Source organism: Bacillus sp. EE-W1 (assembly GCF_009760835.1).
GTDB classification, from domain to species: Bacteria; Bacillota; Bacilli; order Bacillales; family Bacillaceae_G; genus Bacillus_A; species Bacillus_A wiedmannii.
The window spans coordinates 35,900-58,500 of the sequence record NZ_WIPE01000054.1 but is presented as its reverse complement, the minus strand read 5'-3'; the positions used below and the strand labels follow the sequence as shown (position 1 = coordinate 58,500).

20 protein-coding genes and 1 pseudogene are annotated in these 22,601 nt (G+C 34.0%); 13 read left to right on the top strand and 8 right to left on the bottom strand.

All coding sequences use genetic code 11. From position 1 onward, the window contains the following. Positions 1–97 precede the first annotated feature (97 nt). Positions 98–2,683 carry a bifunctional lysylphosphatidylglycerol flippase/synthetase MprF gene (mprF, locus tag GFJ36_RS06690; protein WP_098230164.1) on the top strand — a complete coding sequence of 862 codons (2,586 nt, stop codon included), beginning with the start codon at positions 98–100 and terminating at the stop codon, positions 2,681–2,683. A gap of 4 nt (positions 2,684–2,687) precedes the next feature. Here mprF and GFJ36_RS06685 read toward each other — a convergent pair whose 3' ends face one another. Then, positions 2,688–3,476 (bottom strand): hypothetical protein, encoded by a 789-nt coding sequence (locus GFJ36_RS06685; RefSeq protein WP_141542768.1) that lies wholly within the window; start codon positions 3,474–3,476, stop codon positions 2,688–2,690. 175 nt (positions 3,477–3,651) lie between these two features. On the opposite strand from GFJ36_RS06685, the gene deoD reads away from it, so the two are divergent. The 4 genes from deoD (at position 3,652) to GFJ36_RS06665 (ending at position 7,279) form a co-directional block, all read left to right on the top strand. Then, positions 3,652–4,359, top strand: coding sequence for a purine-nucleoside phosphorylase (gene deoD / locus GFJ36_RS06680; protein ID WP_000110707.1), 708 nt, complete (start codon positions 3,652–3,654; stop codon positions 4,357–4,359). A gap of 156 nt (positions 4,360–4,515) precedes the next feature. After that, entirely contained in the window at positions 4,516–6,327 is a 1,812-nt protein-coding gene (locus GFJ36_RS06675; protein WP_088608747.1) for a sensor histidine kinase, read from the top strand. Positions 6,328–6,434: 107 nt separating this feature from the next. Further along, positions 6,435–6,965, top strand: a complete 531-nt coding sequence (locus GFJ36_RS06670) for a tyrosine-type recombinase/integrase (RefSeq protein ID WP_000806231.1) — start codon at positions 6,435–6,437, stop codon at positions 6,963–6,965. Positions 6,966–7,084: 119 nt separating this feature from the next. Continuing rightward, positions 7,085–7,279 carry a DUF3924 domain-containing protein gene (locus GFJ36_RS06665; protein WP_001094861.1) on the top strand — a complete coding sequence of 65 codons (195 nt, stop codon included), beginning with the start codon at positions 7,085–7,087 and terminating at the stop codon, positions 7,277–7,279. A gap of 298 nt (positions 7,280–7,577) precedes the next feature. On the opposite strand, the gene GFJ36_RS06660 is transcribed toward GFJ36_RS06665, so the two are convergent. Continuing rightward, on the bottom strand, positions 7,578–8,423 hold the full coding sequence (locus tag GFJ36_RS06660) for a DUF72 domain-containing protein (RefSeq protein WP_000897338.1): 846 nt from the start codon (positions 8,421–8,423) through the stop codon (positions 7,578–7,580). 160 nt (positions 8,424–8,583) lie between these two features. On the opposite strand from GFJ36_RS06660, the gene GFJ36_RS06655 reads away from it, so the two are divergent. From GFJ36_RS06655 to GFJ36_RS06645, 3 genes and pseudogenes are all read left to right on the top strand, one after another. After that, positions 8,584–9,855, top strand: coding sequence for an ATP-binding protein (locus tag GFJ36_RS06655; protein ID WP_000937261.1), 1,272 nt, complete (start codon positions 8,584–8,586; stop codon positions 9,853–9,855). A gap of 228 nt (positions 9,856–10,083) precedes the next feature. Then, positions 10,084–11,259, top strand: a pseudogene (locus GFJ36_RS06650) (Gly-Xaa-Xaa repeat protein); the annotation flags it as partial. A gap of 195 nt (positions 11,260–11,454) precedes the next feature. Next, a complete protein-coding gene (locus GFJ36_RS06645; protein ID WP_088608746.1) occupies positions 11,455–11,883 on the top strand; it encodes a hypothetical protein in 429 nt (142 codons plus the stop codon). Positions 11,884–12,009: 126 nt separating this feature from the next. Here GFJ36_RS06645 and GFJ36_RS06640 read toward each other — a convergent pair whose 3' ends face one another. Beyond that, positions 12,010–14,052 (bottom strand): transglycosylase domain-containing protein, encoded by a 2,043-nt coding sequence (locus tag GFJ36_RS06640; protein ID WP_088062680.1) that lies wholly within the window; start codon positions 14,050–14,052, stop codon positions 12,010–12,012. Between the two features lie 312 nt (positions 14,053–14,364). On the opposite strand from GFJ36_RS06640, the gene GFJ36_RS06635 reads away from it, so the two are divergent. The 3 genes from GFJ36_RS06635 to GFJ36_RS06625 all read left to right on the top strand — a co-directional run bounded on the left by GFJ36_RS06635 (position 14,365) and on the right by GFJ36_RS06625 (position 16,913). Next, a complete protein-coding gene (locus tag GFJ36_RS06635) occupies positions 14,365–14,985 on the top strand; it encodes a DUF47 domain-containing protein (protein WP_000231446.1) in 621 nt (206 codons plus the stop codon). Positions 14,986–14,996: 11 nt separating this feature from the next. Beyond that, on the top strand, positions 14,997–15,995 hold the full coding sequence (locus GFJ36_RS06630) for an inorganic phosphate transporter (RefSeq protein WP_048544857.1): 999 nt from the start codon (positions 14,997–14,999) through the stop codon (positions 15,993–15,995). Positions 15,996–16,112: 117 nt separating this feature from the next. Continuing rightward, a complete protein-coding gene (locus GFJ36_RS06625; protein WP_000455764.1) occupies positions 16,113–16,913 on the top strand; it encodes a sulfite exporter TauE/SafE family protein in 801 nt (266 codons plus the stop codon). Between the two features lie 293 nt (positions 16,914–17,206). Here GFJ36_RS06625 and GFJ36_RS06620 read toward each other — a convergent pair whose 3' ends face one another. Beyond that, on the bottom strand, positions 17,207–17,434 hold the full coding sequence (locus tag GFJ36_RS06620) for a hypothetical protein (RefSeq protein WP_000882907.1): 228 nt from the start codon (positions 17,432–17,434) through the stop codon (positions 17,207–17,209). Positions 17,435–17,603: 169 nt separating this feature from the next. On the opposite strand from GFJ36_RS06620, the gene GFJ36_RS06615 reads away from it, so the two are divergent. Beyond that, positions 17,604–18,116 carry a Crp/Fnr family transcriptional regulator gene (locus GFJ36_RS06615; protein WP_000600574.1) on the top strand — a complete coding sequence of 171 codons (513 nt, stop codon included), beginning with the start codon at positions 17,604–17,606 and terminating at the stop codon, positions 18,114–18,116. Positions 18,117–18,147: 31 nt separating this feature from the next. On the opposite strand, the gene hmpA is transcribed toward GFJ36_RS06615, so the two are convergent. The 3 genes from hmpA to GFJ36_RS06600 all read right to left on the bottom strand — a co-directional run bounded on the left by hmpA (position 18,148) and on the right by GFJ36_RS06600 (position 21,246). Beyond that, positions 18,148–19,356, bottom strand: coding sequence for an NO-inducible flavohemoprotein (hmpA, locus tag GFJ36_RS06610; RefSeq protein ID WP_097889745.1), 1,209 nt, complete (start codon positions 19,354–19,356; stop codon positions 18,148–18,150). 159 nt (positions 19,357–19,515) lie between these two features. Continuing rightward, positions 19,516–20,034: a hypothetical protein gene (locus GFJ36_RS06605; RefSeq protein ID WP_097889746.1), complete on the bottom strand. Its 519-nt coding sequence runs from the start codon at positions 20,032–20,034 to the stop codon at positions 19,516–19,518. A gap of 114 nt (positions 20,035–20,148) precedes the next feature. Further along, complete coding sequence (locus GFJ36_RS06600) at positions 20,149–21,246, bottom strand: site-2 protease family protein (RefSeq protein WP_075308733.1); 1,098 nt, start codon at positions 21,244–21,246, stop codon at positions 20,149–20,151. A gap of 156 nt (positions 21,247–21,402) precedes the next feature. Between GFJ36_RS06600 and GFJ36_RS06595 the strand changes: the two genes are divergently transcribed. After that, complete coding sequence (locus GFJ36_RS06595) at positions 21,403–21,600, top strand: hypothetical protein (RefSeq protein WP_001053356.1); 198 nt, start codon at positions 21,403–21,405, stop codon at positions 21,598–21,600. A gap of 107 nt (positions 21,601–21,707) precedes the next feature. Here the strand turns inward: GFJ36_RS06595 and GFJ36_RS06590 are convergent, their stop codons facing one another. After that, positions 21,708–22,559 carry a YhfM domain-containing protein gene (locus GFJ36_RS06590; RefSeq protein ID WP_097889747.1) on the bottom strand — a complete coding sequence of 284 codons (852 nt, stop codon included), beginning with the start codon at positions 22,557–22,559 and terminating at the stop codon, positions 21,708–21,710. Between the last annotated feature and the right edge of the window lie 42 nt (positions 22,560–22,601).

The following is a 22,601-nucleotide window of genomic DNA, read 5'->3' as shown; positions in this document are numbered from 1 at the left end:
TAGCTTCCCTATACAGGAATTTACCTTTTTATTTTTCTTGAAGTTTGTCATAATAATATTATTGTCTCAGTTTTCTTATACAAGGAGAGTTGTATTTATGTCGTTTTCATGGAAACGTTTCTTACAAATCGGGAAAATTATCTTCCCATTTGTTGTATTAACAATTGTATTCTTTCAAGCAAAAAAAGAATTAGCAGGCATTTCTTTTTTAGAAGCAATCAATACAATTAAAAACATTCCAACCGGAGGAGTCTTTTTAGCAATTACACTTGGTGCATTTGCCGTATCAACAATGTTCTTTTATGACTATGTTATGCTTCGTTATTTAAAAGCTGATATACCAGTCCAAAAGATTTTTCGTATCTCATGGATTGCTAATACTTTAAATGGATTTATTGGGTTTGGTGGTCTCGTTGGAGCTGGTGTACGCACAATGCTTTATCGTCCATACATAAAAGAAAATGGCAAACTTATTAAAAGTATCGCCTGGATGACAACTGCTTTTATTAACGGACTCGCAATTCTTTCTTTCCTCGGTCTTATTGGAATATTAGACACAAGTTTTATTTTGCATGAAAAACCGTGGCTATGGCCTGTTCTTATTTTCTTCGCCCTTTTCGTCCCTATATACATTGGCTTTTCTAAACTAAAAAATAGAAAACCAAAGCAAATCGAAGGGCAAGAAGAAGGGGAAGAAGAAAAAAATCCAACTGTTTTATACTCATTAGTCTCATTAGTTGAGTGGGTATCTGCCGGTATTGTTATGTACGTCATACTAATATTATTTGGTATCGATATCGAATTTCAAAAGTTTTTAGGTGTGTATGTAATTGCTGCTTTAGCTGGTGTTGTTAGTCTCGTTCCTGGTGGACTTGGTTCATTTGATCTTGTCTTTTTAACTGGGCTCGGACAATACGGCATTGATACAGGCGTATTACTACCTGCTATGTTATTATATCGCCTCGTCTATTACATTTTACCTTTCTGCCTTGGTCTTATTTTTGCAGCTTTTGAAATGACAGGCGTGGCCATTAAAAAGTTTGAAGATAAACCTTTTATTGCGCCTGCATTAGAAACAACTGGTGTTATATGGACTTTGCAGCGTGATTTTCTAGGAAAACTAGGTTCATGGGCCTCTGCTGCTTTAACAGTATTTGCTGGATTAATGGTTATTTTATCGACCATTCTACCGACAAGTATAAACAGGGCACACGCCTTACATATTCTAGCTCCAAAACATCTTATTCAATTTTCTTTTAGCTTATCACTAACATTTGGTATTCTCCTCCTGATCCTTTCGCGAGGGATATATTATGGAACAAAGCGTTCTTACTATATGACGATTATTTCTTTAATCGGAGCAGCCATCTTTAATACGCTAAAAGGGATTGATATTGAAGAGACGTTTATTTTATTAATCGTACTCGCTGTATTATATATGCTTCGTAAAAGATTTGTACGCGAGAAAATGGAAGTCTCACTTTCTGATATGGTAAAAGTTTTTATATTCTTACTCATAACTTTATATTTATATAAAAACTTAGGTATTTTATTTGCAGGTGCAAAAGAAGCTTTTAAACCTGATTTTGTCGTTCGTAATATTACACAAGTGAAACGAAGTGCCTTAGCAGCTGCCTTTTTCGTTCCTACATTTTTACTGATTGGCTCACTCATTGCCAATCGTTATCGAAATGAATTTCCCGGGCAACCAGCTAATGATAAAAGGTTGCAAAACTTTTTAGATGAACATGATGGTAATGTACTTAGTCATTTAGGATTTTTAGGAGATAAACAATTTTTCTTCAGTAGTGATGGGAAAGCGCTCCTTCTCTTCTCTATAACTGGAAAACGTCTCGTTGTGCTAGGTGATCCAATTGGGGATCCTTCCTCCTACCGTACTGTGTTACAAGAGTTTTTAGCTGAGGCTGATCGATTTGGATACATTTGTGTATTCTACCAAATAGAAAGTAAATGGATGAGTTTATATCATGATTTTGGTTACAACTTCTTTAAACTTGGTGAAGAAGCTGTCGTTGATTTGAACACATTTACAATAACAGGAAAAAAACGAGCCGGTATGCGAGCGACTTTCAACCGTTTCGAACGAGAAGGCTATACATTCTCTATTCATCAGCCACCATTCTCAAACGAATTATTTGAAGAGTTAAGAAAAGTTTCAGATGCGTGGCTCGGCGGAAAAAAAGAGAAAGGTTTTTCACTCGGATACTTTGATCGTGAATATATTAGCCGAGCACCTATCGCTACATTATGTGATGCTGATGGAAAAATCATTGCATTTACAACCTTTATGCCCGTATATCAAGACGGATCATTGTCTGTTGATTTAATGCGCTATTATCCAGATGCACCTAGCGGCATTATGGATGCAATTTTCATCCACCTATTCCAGTGGGCAAAAGAAAATGAATACCACTCCTTTAATATTGGTATGGCACCACTTTCAAATGTAGGTTTATCGACACAATCTTTTTGGTCCGAACGAGTTGCTGCTGCCATCTTTAATAATGTTCGTTATACGTATAGCTTCAGCGGGCTACGTCATTTTAAAGAAAAATATAAACCAGCATGGAGCGGTAAATATTTAGCATTTAGAAAGAATCATTCTTTACCAATTACAATGCTCTCTGTAACAAAATTAATAGGAAAAAGAAAAAACAGCTAAACATTTAGCTGTTTTTTCTTTTTTGAACTTGTACAATAAATTCTTTTTCATATTTCTTACCATTTATATAGAAATCTCCCCATATTTTATACGTTCCTTCTATAGGAAATGTAATACGGTATTGTAATTGCTCATCTGTATCAACAGGTATTGCGTATAAAAAGTTTTCTCTCGTTTCGTCCACGATATAGAGCGCTTCCACTTCTCCTCTCTCTGAATGTAATTTCAATTTCTCACCCTTTTTCGCTTGGAATTGAAATGTTAACGTCGCTGGTTCATTCGGATGCAATGCACCAAATAATAGAGAAACTTCATACTCCCCTATTTTTTTTGTAAGCACACTATCAATTGGAAATTTTACTTTTTTCTTATTTTTCTCCTCTATTTCTCTCCCAAAATCATTCTTCGCAAATGATTTCACAGACTTGTTTTTGTCTTCATATAAAAATATTGTATACCTTTCATCTTTCGCTATTTTGGAAGATACCTTATATGATCCATTCCCTGCAAATGTAGGTTTCATTTGTTGTACATGTTTTAATTGTCCGTCTACAATAACTGCCCGAATTTGATCATTCACACCACGAACTTCGTTATTTTTATTATTTAGCAATTGAAACAAAATATCTACTTTCTCATTTCCTTTTCCATTTGACACATCCCATTTTACTTCCTGAACATCACCTACAGTCTCTGTAGTTTCCTGATACTTTTTTATGTAAAATCCGCCTACTACAATAAATAGTAAAGCAACAAGTCCAATGACAAGATTTTTCAAAATATCACCTACCATTTTTATTGTCTCTGTTTATACAAAACTTCTTACATATATATTCTAGATTATGATTTATGAAATCCTCCTGCTTTGCACATATTACAAATAATTAAAAGATTTTAATTGAAAGGATTGATAGTGTATAATGCAAATGATATTGATTTCTATCAATACATTATAAGGAGGACTTTTCATGAGTGTACATATTGAAGCAAAACAAGGCGAAATTGCTGAATCTATTCTATTACCTGGTGATCCATTACGTGCAAAATATATTGCTGAAACATTTCTAGAGGACGTTACTTGCTATAATAACGTGCGTGGTATGTTAGGTTTCACTGGAACTTATAAAGGAAAACGCGTATCTGTTCAAGGTACAGGTATGGGTGTACCTTCTATTTCTATTTATGTAAACGAATTAATCCAAAGCTACGGAGTTAAAAATTTAATTCGCGTTGGAACTTGCGGTGCGATTCAAAAAGACGTAAAAGTACGTGACGTTATTATTGCAATGACAGCTTGTACAGATTCTAATATGAACCGTTTAACATTCCCAGGTTTTGATTTTGCACCAGCTGCAAACTTTGACCTTTTAAAGAAAGCTTACGATGCTGGAACTGAAAAAGGCTTACACGTTCGTGTTGGTAATGTTTTAACAGCAGATGTATTTTACCGCGAAAGCATGGACATGGTTAAAAAACTTGGAGATTATGGTGTACTAGCAGTAGAAATGGAAACAACTGCTCTTTATACATTAGCAGCGAAATACGGTGTAAATGCGTTATCTGTATTAACAGTAAGCGATCACATTTTCACTGGTGAAGAAACAACATCTGAAGAGCGTCAAACTACATTTAACGAAATGATTGAAATCGCTTTAGATGCAGCAATTCAACAATAATACATTAAAGAACTCGTCATACGTCTGTCGAGTTCTTTTTATGTGACTTTTTATTAAAAACTACTTTCAGAAGAGACAGATTTTCTCCTCTACTTTTTTGTAACGTTTGTTATAATTAAGAAATCATTTACAGTATTTCTCACAAGAGGTGACGCAGTGAAAAACAGAAGTATCGTCTTTAAACTATTTTTATTAACATCAACATTATTTACAATCATATTCCTCCTTTTTTTCTTAGGACAATCTCTATTTTTAGAGAAATTTTACATTAATAAAAAAGTAAAAACAGTTCAAACTGCTTTTGAGAAGTTCGTAAATACTTACGAAGAAAGTGGTAAAACTTATGAGGAAATTCGAAAACTAAAACAAGAATTTCATGACAAAACAAATGCTGAAATGCAGTTTTTAAATACGAACGGCATTATTAAAAGTGACAATAATTTCTACATTGATGTAATTAATCCTAAAAATAATAAAGCATATTCCATTCCACTCAATAATGTTTTAACGCCAGAAGAATATAATAAATTCGAAAACTTAGGATTGAAAAAAGATGGGATGATAAACGTCGTCGGTTTTGTACAAGATTCCACCATAACACCACTAGAATTGACAACAAACTATAATCGATGGCAAAACGAAAATGTCAACTCAGATTTTCAATCCATTAATGGAAACCCTGCTAAAAATAGACTTACAAGCCGATCCAAAACTGTGACTCAAATTGAGTTTACTGGTATCGTATCTAAGTTACAGCTTCCATCCAAAGCGGATGTTCGTCTTGCAAATGATTTTGAAACATTACAAGCCGTTCAATATTTTGCAGAGATTATTAGAAATGGCACTGCTAACTCACACCAATTAAACACTTATATAATAGATGGTGGAGAGAATATAAAAAATAGTATCTTTGTAAAACCTATTGTGGAAAATGGAAAAATTACAGAGTACGCTTTTGCGATAGCATCTTTACAACCTGTTAATGAAGCGATGCTCGTTTTAAAGGATTATTATGTCTATGCCTTAATCATCGTATTTCTCGTAATTATTTTATTATCCTTCTACTACTCAAAAATCATTGTGAAACCATTAATTAAAATGAATCGCGTTACAAAAAAAATGGCCAATTTTGATTTTAGTGAAAAATTACCTGTGACAGCAGACGATGAAATTGGCGGGCTTTCCGGTAGTATTAATACGTTATCTGTAAACTTAAAAGACCGAATCGATCGATTAAATGTTGCCAATACAAAATTACAACAAGATATTGAACGTGAACGTCAATTAGAGAAAACGCGAAAAGAATTCATTTCTGGTGTATCACACGAATTAAAAACACCACTTAGTGTAATTAGAAGTTTCGCAGAAGGAATTAAAGATGGCGTTAGTAAAGATACGACGTATTACACAGATGTTATTTTAGAAGAAACAGAAAACATGAACAGACTTATTGTTGAAATGTTAGAATTAGCAAAACTAGAATCTGGTACGTACAAACTAGATATGACGACATTCTCAATCGGTGAATTAATTCAACAAGTCTATACAAAGTTATTATTTAGCATGGAGGAAAAGCATTTACAAGTGAACGTAGATGTAGACTCTTCTATATTCGTTAAAGCGAATCGTAGTCGTATTGAGCAAGTCGTTGTGAACTTACTTAGCAATGCAATTCGCTATACGCCAGATGGAGAAAAAATACACGTCTCCGTTATAGAACTGGAAGATATAGTAAAAGTCGAAATCGAAAACACAGGAAACCCTATCCCTGAAGAAAGTCTTGAAAAAATTTGGGATCGTTTCTACCGTTTAGATGCATCTCGTAGCCGTCATACTGGAGGTACCGGTCTCGGGTTATCTATTGTAAAAAACATTTTAGACCTCCACCATGCCGAGTACGGTGTATATAACACGACTAATAGTGTTGTATTCTACTTTAATTTACAAAAAGTAAAAGAAGTCAAATAATTTGTCTTAATTTCACTAGGAGTTCACATGAAATTCACACTCTCCCTTTATAGTAGGAAACAAGTTAATCCTTTCCTTTACACACATAAAAGAGGAGAGTGCGTGAAATGAAACAAGCAGGACAACCTATTCAAAATGAAAAACAATTAGAAACTATCAAAAATATACTTTTACAATCTTCGAAACGTGATGGCTTATTATTCGTATTAGCTGTAAATTCTGGCTTAAAAGTAAGTGAAATCTTACAATTAAAAGTTAGTGATGTAATCGATGAACATGAAAATGTTCGCCATTCCATTTTATTTTACAATGAAAAAGTAAAGAAACATAAATGGTTTGCTGTAAATGAAGACTTGCAGCACGCGATCGAAGACTACATGAAAGAACGTAAAACTTGGAAACGTAATGAACCATTATTAAAGTCTCAAAAAGGAACGAAATCTATTACGAGACAACATGCATGGTACATTTTAAACAAAGCTGCAAAAGAAGTTGGATTAGAAGGGATTAGCTCACATACACTTCGAAAAACTTGGGGATATTGTGCATACAAATCAGGTGTTGATATCGCATTTTTACAACACTTCTTTGATCATAGTACTCCATCAAAAACTTTAAAGTATATCGGTATTGCTTAATAACTCTTATACATAAAAAAAGTTACCATTTATAAATGGTAACCTTTTTTATGTTTCACATTCTCTTTTCTTGTCTCTCCTATATTGTAGTGGTACTCTAATAGTAAGGGGGAGAAATTATGAACACATTAACAATTGAATTACCGAAAGAAACGGCTGAAAAACTTGATTTATTAAAACAAGCTTATGAAAAGAAAACAGGTGCTTCCATTTCTGAAAGTACTCTTGTTCAAACACTTATCTCAAAAGAGTTTATCCAAGCGATAACTCCTTTTGATTTACAACAATTCGTCACTGGAAAAGAACAGCATTAATTGCTGTTCTTTTTTTTTGATACTTTATTAGGAGTTTACTAGCATTCTCCCCCGAAAAACTTCTTTGCTTCAGCCAAACCTTTTATCAGGAATCTTCCTACCCGGTAATGTCTCATAAAAAGTTTTTTATTTATTTTTCGGAAAACTATTGACAATGATAATGATAACCATTATCATTTATTACGAAGCCAACAATTGATGAATCAACCAAACGCTCAGTAACATTGTTACCCCTCTTTTTCATATAGAAAGGCACTGTACATTCCCCCTGTTTGTACAGTGCCTTTCTTGTTTATTATCATTCAAACAAATTTAATTGCTCAGGCTTCGGCTCACCATATGTAACGTTCATCATTTTCATAAGCTGTTTCGCATTATCCGCTGCATCTCCGCCCGAATTATTGTTAAATAGTACATATATGTCCTTTGTCTTCTTTTTTAATTGCTCTAGTCTTTCTACCCATTCTTCTAATTCTTTATTGTTGTAGCGATATAAGCAACGAACCGCTCTCCAATTTTCCCCTTTATCAAGCCACCCATGAACATTCCTACCATGAAAACGTATTAACACCATCTCTGCATTCGTTACTTCTAATACGAGCGGTACCGAACCTATCCCGGCCTGCGGCTCATCACAAATGGTATGAATCCATTTCTCATGTTCTAGAAACTGTATCGTCTTATCTTTCATTTCGGGATAAAACCATGTTTGATTTCGAAATTCTATGGCACACGGTAAACCTTCCATTTTTTCTTTCGTATATCGAAGAAAATCCACATTTTTCTTTTTACAATCAAACCATGGTGGATATTGAAATAAAATCATTTTTAATTTATCAGCTTCTATTAAAGGCAGAATAGATTGTTTGTACACATCAAACATCTCATCAAACGTAGAAAAAGGGATTTCACCTTTCATATGTCCTGTCATTCCTTGATATGCTTTTACTATAAAAGCAAAATCTTTCGGTGTTTCCATTGCCCATTTTGTATAGTTTCGTGCAGGTTGCATCGCATAAAATGAACTATCCACTTCCACTATAGGAAAATACTCACTATATGTTCGTAATTTATTTCTATTTTCATAGGGATCTATATATAAAGAATCATGATCTCCCCACCCTGTCACTCCAATGAAAAGCAAATATATCCCTCCCTTTTTAACTTCACCTTCTATTCATTCTACTCACTTCCCGAACACTTCAGCTAATCAATTTTATTAAGTAGCCCCTTCTTTAAGAGTATCCGTATAAAAATATGATATACTAGATGGAAGAATTTTTAAATTGAGGGGTTATTTATTTATGCTTCCAAACGATGATATTGTATCTCATGAAAAACGAATAGAAGAATTAGAAAATAAAGTACGTTTTTATGAAGAACTTGTGAATCAATTACCACATCATTTCACATACAAAAATCCACATATTGGTTTACAAATAAAGAAAACGAGAACGACTCATTCCATTCAAAACATAAAAAAAGAGAATAAAGAGGCTGATTTTCAACTTACTTGCGATTCATTATTTTTATTTGAGCAACTTGAAACATACTTCATTCATATTTTTGATGCTTTTTCACATCATGTAACCTTTGTTGATGCTAAAGGAAATATCACTTTATGTAACCAAGCTGCAGCAGATGATTTTGGTGTAGTACGAAATGATATAATCGGAAAGCCAATTCAACAATTACTACAATTGCCAGAAGAAAAAATTAAAGCTCTTGAAACATTAAGAACGGGAACAGAAATATATAATGAAGAAGTTTTAGACAAAAACTATGGCATTTTAAATAACCGAATTATTCGTGATTATAACGGAGAGATTTTTAGAGTTATTAGTGTCTTTCATTATTTAAACACAGAACGTGATGCAGAGAAATTTTCTTTAGCAGGGCGAATTGCAGCTGGGATTGCACATGAAGTACGTAATCCTCTTACAACCGTACGAGGTTATTTACAATTTTTACAAGAAACTGTTTCTCCATCTAATAAAGAATTATTTGAAAACTTACTTATTCCTGAATTAGACCGCGCAAATAGTATTATTACAAAATTTTTAGCTATTTCAAAAACACGCGAATTTACAAGAGAACCGTTTCCTATTAATACATTTTTACGTGAGTATATTCAACAGTTACTAGCTAGTGAAGTCTTTTTACATAATATTTCAATTGATTATAATTTTTCTACCGAATTAGATGATGTATTAGTCCATATTGATCGTCATGAACTTGTACAAGTTTTTTTAAACCTATTTCAGAATGCTGTCGATGCTCAAGGTGAAAAAAAACTTTCTATCCAAATTACTAGTTATCGCCTAGATAATTTTGTTCGTATTACTTTCACTGATAATGGAATTGGTATTCCAACAGCCATTCAAGAGTATATCTTTGATCCATTCTTCTCAACAAAAGATTCGGGCACAGGACTGGGCTTGTCAGTAACGAAGAAAATTATTCAAAATCATAACGGTACATTAAAAATGACCAGTAATCAAGATGGTACAACTTTCACTATTTCAATTCCAATTTTACCTAAAACAACCCTTGAAAGATTAAATGACTACAAATGAGGTACTCCTCCACAAACTGCATGCCAATTGTTAAATACCTACAACAATTAGCATGCAGTTTTTTATGCTGAATTTTTCGTCTTTACATTATATAAACCTTCTCTTTATCTTACTTATTTTTGCTAAGAGGGCCAATTTCTTATTTTTTTAGAAATGGTAGTTTGTCCATCACGAATTTAGTATAAATTTCATTTTAATATATAGTAACGACTATTGATTCTATGAAAGAAAGGAAAAGTATTTTATGGTAATGATTGTTGCGAAGTCAGAGCTTGTAGTTATATTAACATCTCTAAGTCCGAACTTACAGAATTCGTTAGACTTCTTCAAGCTCTTGGCCAAGCTATTCAAGCTGTCTTTCAAAACCCTTCTCAAAATAATATCGATAACTTGATTGCTGCCCTAAATAACCTACACAAATTCCTCAATTGCTTAGATTTATCTCCAGCACAAAAACAAATTGGAAATTCTATTATCGCTAATCTATTAACTATTTTAAAAACAAAACCTTTCTCATGCGGAGCATTGTACGTTGAGCTACAAAGCTTGCTTAATTATTTATTGTATATCGCTAAGTTATTCAAAGTAGATTGCTGCACTATCGACAAACTAGTTAAACTCATAACAGAGATCCAAACTATCCTAGTTCAATACGGGTCAGGTTGCCTTGGAGGAGGAGCAACAGGTGCTACTGGACCTCAAGGACCGGCTGGTGCTCAAGGTGCTACTGGCGCTCAAGGACCTCAAGGTGCTCAGGGACCAGCGGGTGCTCAAGGCGCTACTGGACCTCAGGGTGCTCAAGGTATTCAAGGTCCAGCGGGTGCTCAAGGTGCTACTGGTGCCCAAGGACCGGCTGGCGCAACAGGTGCTACTGGTGCTCAAGGACCAGCTGGCGCAACAGGTGCTACTGGCGCTCAAGGACCGGCTGGCGCTCAAGGTGCTACTGGTGCTCAAGGACCAGCTGGCGCAACAGGTGCTACTGGCGCAACAGGAGCAGCGGGTACTCCAATTCCTGTAACTATCGCAGCTATCGGAAACTCAAATCCACAAACTATATCCCCTGGAACAAACATCCAATTCAATCAAGTTTTTGAATTAACTAATATCTCTTTCAACGATACTTCAGATACTTTAACAATTTTAGAAACAGGCGTATATGATATTAGTTTCTCAGCGTCTACAACTTTCCCAGGATCTTCACCATTCGGATTCGGTATTTCATTCAATGGCCAACCACCTAATCGTAACTTCTCAACTAACGTTATCGGTAGTGCTGTTTCTTTCTCTACAATCGTTACTTTACAAGCTGGTACAACGATTGCTGTACAGCCTACAGCAAACACTATTTCTATTCCTAACACAGGCGATACAACTGCAACACTATCCGTATTCCGAATTTACTAATTTTCAATCAATAAGTATATTTATAATAATATGTATCGTTTAACCGTGCATTAAATCTCTCTTTATATAGAAAGGAGCACTTATTTGGGAGGATAAGTGCTCCTTCTTTACGTTTCTTTACCTCAAATTTACTCTGTCTTAATCCTCATTTTGTATGATAAATAGTGAAGTCAAAGATATGAAAGAGGGATGAAAATGAGAGTTATGTCACTAATACGCATTTGGATTGCTCTTATGGTATGCATTATTTTATGTGTAGGATTTTTTTTAACTCTAAAATATTCCACTATATCAAAAGCAGAGAGAAAAACTGTTCCATACAAACTTTTGTATGCAAAACAAAGCAACATCCCTTATTCCAATACCTCAAATAATGAAAAAAAAGTTATAAAAGGAATGCTTATTACGAAAGCTGCTAGTTCCGAAGCGTTACTTCAAATTGCTGAAACGATTAAAGTTCAGTATACAAATAAAGAAATTGATGAAATCACGCTTTCTATCCATAATGAAAATAATGGTAATTACGAAGAAGAATTACCTTACGAACCTATTAGTAAAGGAAAAATAATCATCACATACGATTCTCAATCCTTTGGCAGTACAAATGTTACACTTAACGAGTAATACTATTTATCCCAATTAATATGGGCTAACAACTCGTAGGGATAGATACAGCTCCTCCCACCGATTAAAAGTTCACTTAATTTCTCATACGAAAAAGAGGCGAATTTCGTTATTCGCCTCTTTCTTTTACCAAAGTGAAGGAATCCATTCTTTCACTTTGTCGAGCCACTCTTGTTGCTCTTTTTTTCTTTGCTGTTCCTCTTCTTTCCTTCTCTTCTCTTCTTCTTTTCTTCGTTTTTCCTCTTCTATTGTATTCAATTGTTTTTTATAATCAGCCTCAGATATGAGCGATAACTGGAATGCTTTTTGAGCTGGATTGGCATTCGCTTTTTTCATAATATCCCGGAACATTGTCGTCGTAATTTGACTCCCCCCTGGAACATAATGATCGCTATCTGTTTTATCAAATCCTACCCAAATCGCACCTACTAAATCTGGTGTGTATCCAACAAACCATGAATCCTTTGCACCGGTGCTTGGTCCATTTACAATTTGAGTAGTTCCTGTCTTACCGGCCGTATCAACATTATTAACTTTCGCCTTTTCGCCCGTTCCCTTTTCGACAACACCTTTTAATAAATATGTCATCTTTTGAGCAATTTTCTCGCTCGTCACTCGTGTCTCTTTCTTATACCACTTTCCAATTGTTTCACCTTCAGCATTTTGTATCTCTCTAATCGCATGAGCTTCCACTTGGACACCGTCATTTGCAAATGTACTGTATGCTTGAGCCATTACAAATGGAGAGGTCCCAACATGCATCCCGCCTAAAGCAATTGGATACGTACGATCTTCTGGCACTAATGGAATACCAAATCGCTCTAAAGATTTCAATCCTTTATCCAATCCAATTTGTTCCAATAGCCAAACAGCCGAAACATTGTACGACTTTGCCACGGCTTCATACATTGTCACATCACCGTGAAAAGTGTGATCACTATTTTGCGGTTTATATTCTTTAATATTAAATGGTTCATCTTTTAATATATCGTATACTTCATACCCTTGCTCTAAAGCTGGTACATATACAGCCAGAGGCTTTAACGTTGAGCCAGGTTGTCTTTTTAATTGGGTTGCATGGTTAAACTGTAAAAACTGATACGGTCCTCTACCTCCAACTAAAGCTGGTACACCACCTGTTTTTGGATTCATAAGAACTACACCCGTTTGCATAAGCTGGTCTGAGCCATTATCTTTGAAATAACTCTCATTATTCACAACGTCTTCTACAGCCTGTTGTTTTTTCGGATCAAGCTCTGTGTAAATACGATAACCACCTGCTAAAATTTCATTTTGTGTTAATTCGTACTTGTCCATAGCTTCCCTAACAATATAATCTACATATTGAGAGTATTTCCCTTTGTATTTATCATCCACACCACGTTTTAACACAAGACCGCTCTCTTTTTCTTTATTATACTGTTCGTCAGAAATATATCCTTGCTCTTTCATTAAACTTAATACAACATTACGTCGTTCGATTGACTTATTAAAGTTTTTATATGGTGAATATGCAGACGGTGCTTTAATCAAGCCAGCAATCGTTGCAGCCTCTGAAACCGTTAAATCTTTTACATCTTTATCAAAATAAGATTTAGCTGCCCTTTTTATACCCCAAGCACCTTCGCCAAAATAAATTTGGTTCATATACATTTCAATAATTTCATCTTTCGTATACGTACGCTCTATTTTTTTTGTTAAAAAATATTCCTTTATTTTTCGAGAGTATGTGCGGTCTTGTGTCAGAAATACATTTTTCGCAAGTTGTTGTGTAATTGTACTTCCCCCTGCTACAACTTCTCCTGCTGTAATATTTTTAAAAACTGCACTTATAATTCCACTATAGTAAATACCGTGATGGTTAAAAAACTCCTTATCTTCTACTGCAACAATTGCCTGAACCATAATGTCAGGAATATCTTTCCTTTTAACACCTTCTGTTTTAGAAGAAGCTAATTTAGTCGCAACTTCATTATTTGCATCATAAATTAAGGTCGGTTGCGGAACAGCTTGTTTTAATTCAGATATGTCTTGAATGGAAATTATTATATTTATAGCAACAAATAGAGTAGCGAGTAAACTCCCTAATACAATTAATGAATTACGAAGTTTCTTCCTCTTGTTGAACCACTCCTGCATTTTTTTTAAGTGAGTGTTCTTCAATTTCATTCGTTCACTTCCTTCGTTTGTTTACACTCTTCTTTTCAAAAGGAAGAATATACCTCCTTTTAAATTTATTATAATAACGTAGTCGTTCCTATAGTGTAAAGCTTTTCTTTCACATTCATACTTTTTGCAAGAAAAGGACATTCTACAAGTAAGATATTCACTATTGATTATTAATATTATTAATACAACAATGAGAGTTATGTTAAGTTTTTGTAAACTTTTCGATAAAATGTTTTAAAAAACGACAGTTTTTTGTTAGAATTGATTAGCCAATATATTTTACATATATTACTTTTGTGGGGGTAACTAATAATGGTATTTAAATCAAAAAAAGATAAATTTTCTGAAATGTTAATGAATGTTTCAGAAAATTTAAAAGAAGGCGCGCAGTTTTTCGTGGAGTATAAAATTAAAAATGCTAGCGATTTAAAAGAGTTTTCTATGCGCATGAAAGAGTATGAGTCAAAAGGTGACTCATTTATTCACGAAATCATTATGGAGCTAAACAAAGCGTTTATTACTCCAATTGAACGTGAGGACATCCTACAACTTGCAATGAGTATGGATGATGTATTAGACGGATTAGATCATAGTGCTGGTCTATTCGAAATGTATTCTATTACAGAAGCTGATGAATACATGATTAAATTCGTTGAAGCAATTAATCAATGTGCGATTGAGATTGCAAATTCTGTTGAACTACTGTCTAAAAAGAAGTTAGTCGACATTCGTACGAACGCGATTAAGATTAAGGATTACGAATCACAATGTGATGATATTCGCCGTCATGCAATTAAGCACTTATTCTCTCGTGAGAAAGATCCGATTAAGATTATTCAATACAAAGAGATTTACGAAGAGCTTGAAGAAGTAGCGGATAGCTGCCAAAGCGTTGCAAACGTATTAGAAACAATTATTATGAAGAACGCGTAAGGAGTTTGATCATGGATACACTCTTGATACTGACCGTTTTAGTAGTCATTTGCGCTTTAGCTTTTGACTTTATCAATGGATTTCACGATACAGCAAACGCTATTGCAACGGCTGTTTCAACGAAAGCTCTAAAGCCTAGACATGCAATTATTATGGCAGCTATTATGAACTTTTTAGGTGCGATGACATTTACAGGTGTAGCAAAAACGATTACAAAAGATATCGTTGATCCATTTGCCTTGCAAAATGGTTCTCTTGTAATTTTAGCTGCTTTGCTTGCGGCAATAGCTTGGAATTTAATTACTTGGTACTACGGTATTCCAAGTAGTTCTTCGCATGCAATTATCGGCTCAATCGCAGGTGCAGCTATCGCTGCTGCCGGTATTAGCTCATTAAATCTTAAAGGGTTCATAAAAATTCTTGAAGCTTTAATCATTTCACCGATTATCGCTTTTGTTATTGGTTATATCGTATACAGTATTTTTAAAGTGGTCTTTAAAAACTTTAATTTAACGAAAACGAACAAAAACTTCCGTTTATTCCAGATTTTCACTGCAGCATTACAAGCTTATACACATGGTACGAATGATGCACAAAAAGCAATGGGAATCATTACGATGGCTCTTATGGCCAATAACTATCATACTTCTGACGACATCCCGTTCTGGGTACAATTATGTTGTGCAATCGCAATGGGTCTTGGTACTTCTGTTGGCGGATGGAAAATTATTAAAACTGTCGGTGGACAAATTATGAAAATTCGTCCTGTAAATGGTGTAGCTGCTGATTTATCATCATCACTTGTTATTTTCGGCGCAACATTCATTCACTTACCGGTTAGTACAACGCACGTTATCTCTTCTTCTATTTTAGGGGTTGGTGCTTCACATCGTGTGAAAGGTGTAAAATGGGGAACTGCAAAACGTATGTTAATTACATGGGTTATTACACTTCCTATTTCAGCTTCGTTAGCTGCATTATTTTACGCTTTATTACACTTAATCTTTTAATTAAAAGTCGTCTTCCTTATTTTTCTAGGAAGACGACTTTTTTGTGAACAAACCTTTTTCTTATTAAAAAGCGTGTATAATAATTGGTGGATAAGTTATATAGAGGAGTTGGAAATTTTGGAATACATCATGTTACTTTTCATCGGGTTAATCGCCGGGACAGTCGGGAGTCTAGTCGGGCTTGGTGGCGGAATTATTATTGTTCCGTTATTAATCGGATTACACAGTCTATCACCACAACTTGCAGTAGGAACTTCAATGGTAACAGTCGTTTTTACAGGACTATCTTCCACCCTTACTTATATGAAGCATAAACGAGTAGATTACAAAAGTGGACTTATTTTATTTATCGGGAGTGGCCCTGGTGGTATCATCGGCTCGTGGGCAAACAAATTTTTAAACCAAGATACATTTTCTTTATATTTTGGGATTTTCCTTATTTTTGTCTCCATCCTTCTTATGTTACGAGACAAATTAAACCCCCTTTCTTTATCAAATATGACGGTAATTAAGCGTTCTTTTACAGATAACGAAGGAAACACTGTACACTATCAATTTCCACCGCTTCTCGCTATCTTTATCGCCTTTATAGTTGGTTTTATATCTGGATTATTTGGAATTGGCGGCGGTGCCTTACTTGTTCCAGCAATGATGCTACTTTTTGCATTCCCAGCACATATTGCTGTAGCAACTTCGATGTTTATCGTTTTTTTATCAGCAATTGTAAGTTCTGCAACTCACATCTCCCTTGGAAATGTCAGCTGGGTTTACGCATTAATTCTTATTCCTGGTGCATGGATTGGCGGGAAAATCGGGGCTTATATTAATACAAAATTAAGTGGTAATGCCGTAATTAATTTATTACGTATCACATTAATCATTCTTGGAACTAGATTAATCATTACTTCTTTTTTATAACGCGTTCTTTTTAGAATGCGTTTTTCTTATACACATGAATATAAAAATCCTCCTAAGAGAACAAATAAAATTAAACAAACACATAATAACATATAATTGGAAATATGTACTTTCTTCAAGTTGACCACTCCTATAACTGCGACTGTTATCTTTATGATAGCGAAAAAATAATTCACTTGCAGTTACAAAGTGCTAACAATGCAAAATCATTTATTACAAATTTTATCCTTATATTTCATTTCTTTGTATATTCTATCGTTTTAATAAAAAAAGATGTCATATTGACATCTTTTTTAGTGAAGAAGTGACCATCCCATAAAATCCTCATGTACTTGGCACGCCCTCTTATCGTTTCGATCATATAATTCAGCATAACTATCTGTTTCTTCATCATAAGCCATCGTATAAATAATTTGGCCGTCTACTTCAACGGATAACACGACTCCACCTTTCATCTCTTCTACATGAATGATAGCATTCGCCGGAATTCTCATATCCGTCATTTTTATCGCATCTAACAATATACTAAACCCCCTACAGCGTATTCATTGCTAGTACTATTACACACTAAATAGTATACTACTGTAATAGCATATATTTCGTCAATGAAATTGCTATTTAAAAGCATATTGTCTTTATACATATACGCTAAAATAGAAGAAATAGAAATGTTTAAATGGGGGGCTAACATTGATTCTACACAAAGGAGATGTACTATTCCGTCAAGGCGAGGACGGTCCTTTATATTTTATAAAAACAGGTTTATTAAAAGTAGTACGGATAGAAGAAGATGGAACACCATTTCTATTCAACATTATCGTTCCAGGTGAAACGATACCTCACCATTCTTTAATTTCACCGAAGGAATATCACGGTACAGCAATCGCTTTAATGAAAACAGAAGTTGAACCTATAATTAGTAATGAATGGTACGATCAACTTCAGGCAAATCCTGCATCATATGCAAATATTGCTATGCAACTACAATCAAAATTAAGAATGATGCAACAGCGTATCGATCAATTGACAACCGTCTCTCCGAAAGAACGTCTACATCGTTTACAAGAATGGTTCACACTATATTTAGGTGACATTCCTATATATGAAATATTAACACAAACTGAAATCGGTCAACTCATAGGTATACGCCGTGAAACGGTAAATCGGCTGTTACGAGAACAAATAAAAAACGAGGTAAAATAATACCTCGTTTTTTACTTATTTCAAACTTCATCTATTGTAAGCTTGCTGCTGGACCGAAAAATTCATAATGAATATGCTCTTGTTCCACACCTAAATTAGTTAGTGCAGCATTTATATGCTTCATAAATGGTACGGGACCACAGAAATAAAATTCTGCTTCAGTTGTCGGAATAATAGTTTGTAACCATTCAGCTTCAATGAAACCTTCTTTATCAAAGTTCTTCATTTCCATATCTTTTTCAGTTGGTGCAGAATAGCAAGTGTATGCTTTAACTTGTTCGTATTCATTATCTACTGTCTCAACGTGTTCTTTCATTGCATGTGTATTACTATTTATCGCTGCATGAACAAAACATACATTACGTTTTGAGTTTTGTTCAATTAACGTATTTAGCATACTCATCATTGGTGTAATACCTACTCCACCACTAATTAGCACAACTGGTAATGTTGAATCCATATTTAATACGAAATCTCCTGCTGGTGCACTTACTGGTAACATATCCCCTTCTTCTACATGATCGTGTAAGTAGTTAGATACTTTACCGTCCGGTGTATCTACACCTTTTTCTTTCTTTACACTAATACGATAATATTCTTTTCCAGGAGCATCTGATAAACTATATTGACGATTATGTGTATACGTTTCACCTTCTATATTTATTTGAATCGTTACATATTGTCCTGGGATGAATGAAGAAACTTGCCCACCATCTTCAGGTTTTAAATAAAATGATGTAATAACGTCGCTTTCCTTCACTTTTTTAACAACCACAAAGTTACGGAAATCTTTCCATCCACCTTCTTTATGTGCCGTTTCTTCATACATCTCTGCTTCAATGCTAATGAATGCATCAGCAATGACACCATAAGCTTCTCCCCATGCATTTAAAACTTCATCAGGTGCACCTGCGACCTCTTTAATTGCACGTAGTAAACATGTACCTACAATCGGGTAATGCTCTGCTTTAATACCTAAACTTCTATGCTTATGACCAATTTGTTTTACAACTGGAATAATAGCTTCTAAATTATCAATATACGTTGCAGCTGCATAAACAGCATTCGCTAGCGCTTGTTGTTGTCTTCCCTTTTTCTGATTTGTATGGTTGAAAATATTCAATAACTCCGGATGTTCCGAAAATAAAATTTGATAAAATCTCGTTGTAATTTCAACGCCTTTTTCTTGTAATAATGGTACTGTTGACTTTACGATTTCAATTGTTTTTGCACTTAACATTGTATCCCACTCCTCTATTTCCTTAACTGTTTTTAGTTTAACTGAATTGTATAGTACATATTGTGATTTTAATCACTATTAACACGGTGTTTTTGTGAATAATATATGAACATTGCACTTACAAAAGAAAATAAGCCAACTAGAATTCTAGCTAGCTTATTATTTGGACTGTATAGCTTGTTGAATTACCCTTATATCTTTTCCATCTCCAAACTCTGTATACCCCCAGATGTTCGTTTCACCTCTATAATTATTTACAATAATATCTAAGTCATGGTATACACGATGTGCATAAACTACATACTCAATATTTTGAAGTTCCACACCTTTTTTTACAATTTCATAGCTTCTATTTACATCACGTTTTATTTTTTCATTCTTTATTTCTGTATGTATATTTTTTAAAGACGATTCTTGTTGTTGAAACCATTGTTTAAATTGGTTCCAGTCCCCTTCTGTATAATTCTCTGCTTTACCGTAATTTAAGAAATTATTATAACTTTCATGCGTCATACGAATAAAATCTAGCACTTTTGTCTCCTCTTGCACATCTTCTATTTGAGCTATTGTACTTACCTCAGCAGGCTTATTCGCATAATGTAATAGCAATTTCATAAGACTATAGCTCGCAATGATCATTACGATAATAATCCCGAATACAATTAACAATTTCTTCATATACAGAACTCCTTCTCTACTAAAGATATTACAAAGTATGACTATACTTGTAACATTCTCTCGTAGAAATATAATTCCTGTATAAATTCTTCCTATCATTTCGACAATATTTTTCTATACATTTCTCGTTGGTAAATGTTCTTGTAAAACAATGTACCCTTCATAAGCTGTGTAACCGAGTATAGCCATTAATCCGATATAACAAGCAAAGACTGTCCATTTTGTTTTCATATCAACTTTATAATAGTTTTCCTGTTGTCTCTTTTCCGTCTCCCATTCCTGTAATTTTCTTTCTGACATTTCAAATGCTTCTCTTATATGAATTGTATGCGTTTCTTTTTCATCTTCATATGGAACGTAATCAAGCGGCTCAAACTTTGGTAAAAGATGCTCTAACACTTCAATCTTTTGAAGTTCTCCTACTTTTAATTCTTTCTCTCTTTCTTTTTGCCTTAATATATTTATTTCATGTTGCATCATATATATATTTCGATGCACCGCACCTGTTTCTTTTAACTCCTCTTCAAGTCTTGCAACATATTCTTTCATTCCATCAATTCTATATCCTAATTCCTTAATTGGCTCATCTCTCTTTATTACTCTATATAATTCCATACAGCCGATAATAAAAATAAATCCTCCCAAAATACTTTTAAAGTAAATGGCATAACCGAGCAATACAATAAGACCCGCTCCCCAAATCTTTGTACTTACAACTGAGATAATTCGTCCACCATCTAATGGAGAAACCGGAATCAAGTTAAAGAAGTTAATCATACTTCCAAGTAAAATAATTAATGCCCAAAATGGCTCTTTCGTTATTATATAAAGTGGAATCGCAGGTAAAAATGACAACAATCCGAAAAGAGGTCCCATGAAGGCGATGTAAGCTTCATCTTTTGCATTTTTCGGCATCTCTTTCATCCCAATAAGAGCGCCCATAAATGGAATAAATATTGCTGGCGATGTTGGTATACCTTTTCTTTTCGCAGCCCATAAATGGCCCATTTCATGAATAAACAACAAATAAATGAGCGCTACCCCAAATTTCCAACCATATATAACCGCGTATGCACCAAGTGATAGAAACATACTAAATACCGTTGAAAACTTTGCTAGTTTAAAAATTGCAAATACCCACTTTAACTTAGAAAGTAAAAATAGCCCTATTGCAACAATAATTCCCCATAATCCTTTTTTATTATTTTTCATATTCCTCTCCTTTATCTCTCATTAATGAATCATATTTATTCATCAAAACTATTCTTTTCTCTATTATGACATATTTTTTTCTATCGTTAGAAATAATGTTTATTTAATCCATTTTTAGCCAAAAATATAAGTATAAATATAAGGAGGTGTTTGCAAATGAATTTACAATCTCTCATAATAGGCGCTCTATCGTTTTTAGCTTCAACTCTTATTTTTTATACCGTTAGTTACGTATTATTATTAGATTTGTTGCCCAATCACGTATTTATTGCCCTTGTCATCCTTTCCGCTCTTATGATTTCTTTTCTTATTACACGAAAATCAATGAATGAGCCATCTGCAAAAGCAAAATAATAGAGAGGGGGTGTTTTCCCCTCTCTATTATCATTTCCTAGGAAAGGGCATATAAACTTTACTAATTACCTTCATCCCGATCTGTCAGGGCTAATTAAAGTTTCATTTTATCTTTGTAAATCCATTTTTTCACCATACTCTTTAACAATTTGAATGATATTTTGAAAAACACCTATTTTTTCTTTTTTGCTATTTAATATTTTCAAATCATAATTTTCATAATATGTTTCTAATGACTTTAATTGTGATTCTGAAGCATCTTTTACCGGAACAGTAGCATGCAATTCATATTGTTTATACCCTTCCTTTACATTTTCACCTGAAATTTTTTCACTCTCTTTTGCTCCAATTAATTTTTGAACTTTTTCTGGGAAAACGACTTGTAAATAATACTCTTGTTCCTTCTCTAACTTGTTGTATAGTGATTGTGAAATCGTATACCGCACCGTATAATTCACTTTTTGATCGCCTGCTTTAATATGAAACGCAGTAATCTGCAAATCTTTTTTTGTTACATCCGTTAAAGGACCTACCTGCATCTCGTCTTCTTTTTGTTCTGAAACATTTGGAAATATAGCCAAAAGCTTTTCCGTATCTTTTTTATTCAGCATATACATAGCTTTCTTATATTGTACCCATCCTCGTCTGTCTTCTCCTCTTAGCCACGCATAATATGTTTCTTTTTTTCCATCCCTATTAATTTGTATTTCATATTCCGGTTCACCAAAACTACCTGTTACTTCTTGTTTTTCCGCTTTATCTATAATGTCTATTACTAACTTAGCTTCTGATTCCTGTAACTTTTTCTCTTTATGTTTTTTTTGTATAACGGTTACCCCTATCGTTTCTTTCACTTCATTCACCGTCTCTTCCACTTTTTTTGTTTCTTTTTTTTGCTCTACTTGACCACAAGATGCTAGTAACGTAGCAAATAACAACAATACATATTTCCTTTTCAACTTAATCCTCCTTTTACAATAAGAAATTCTTATACTCTTCAT

Coding starts and splice junctions, on each gene's coding strand:
- mprF (WP_098230164.1), top strand. CDS start 98: ATGTCGTTTTCATGGAAACGTTTCTTACAAATCGGGAAAATTATCTTC.
- GFJ36_RS06685 (WP_141542768.1), bottom strand. CDS start 3,476: ATGGTAGGTGATATTTTGAAAAATCTTGTCATTGGACTTGTTGCTTTA.
- deoD (WP_000110707.1), top strand. CDS start 3,652: ATGAGTGTACATATTGAAGCAAAACAAGGCGAAATTGCTGAATCTATT.
- GFJ36_RS06670 (WP_000806231.1), top strand. CDS start 6,435: ATGAAACAAGCAGGACAACCTATTCAAAATGAAAAACAATTAGAAACT.
- GFJ36_RS06665 (WP_001094861.1), top strand. CDS start 7,085: ATGAACACATTAACAATTGAATTACCGAAAGAAACGGCTGAAAAACTT.
- GFJ36_RS06655 (WP_000937261.1), top strand. CDS start 8,584: ATGCTTCCAAACGATGATATTGTATCTCATGAAAAACGAATAGAAGAA.
- GFJ36_RS06645 (WP_088608746.1), top strand. CDS start 11,455: ATGAGAGTTATGTCACTAATACGCATTTGGATTGCTCTTATGGTATGC.
- GFJ36_RS06640 (WP_088062680.1), bottom strand. CDS start 14,052: ATGAAATTGAAGAACACTCACTTAAAAAAAATGCAGGAGTGGTTCAAC.
- GFJ36_RS06635 (WP_000231446.1), top strand. CDS start 14,365: ATGGTATTTAAATCAAAAAAAGATAAATTTTCTGAAATGTTAATGAAT.
- GFJ36_RS06630 (WP_048544857.1), top strand. CDS start 14,997: ATGGATACACTCTTGATACTGACCGTTTTAGTAGTCATTTGCGCTTTA.
- hmpA (WP_097889745.1), bottom strand. CDS start 19,356: ATGTTAAGTGCAAAAACAATTGAAATCGTAAAGTCAACAGTACCATTA.
- GFJ36_RS06605 (WP_097889746.1), bottom strand. CDS start 20,034: ATGAAGAAATTGTTAATTGTATTCGGGATTATTATCGTAATGATCATT.
- GFJ36_RS06600 (WP_075308733.1), bottom strand. CDS start 21,246: ATGAAAAATAATAAAAAAGGATTATGGGGAATTATTGTTGCAATAGGG.
- GFJ36_RS06595 (WP_001053356.1), top strand. CDS start 21,403: ATGAATTTACAATCTCTCATAATAGGCGCTCTATCGTTTTTAGCTTCA.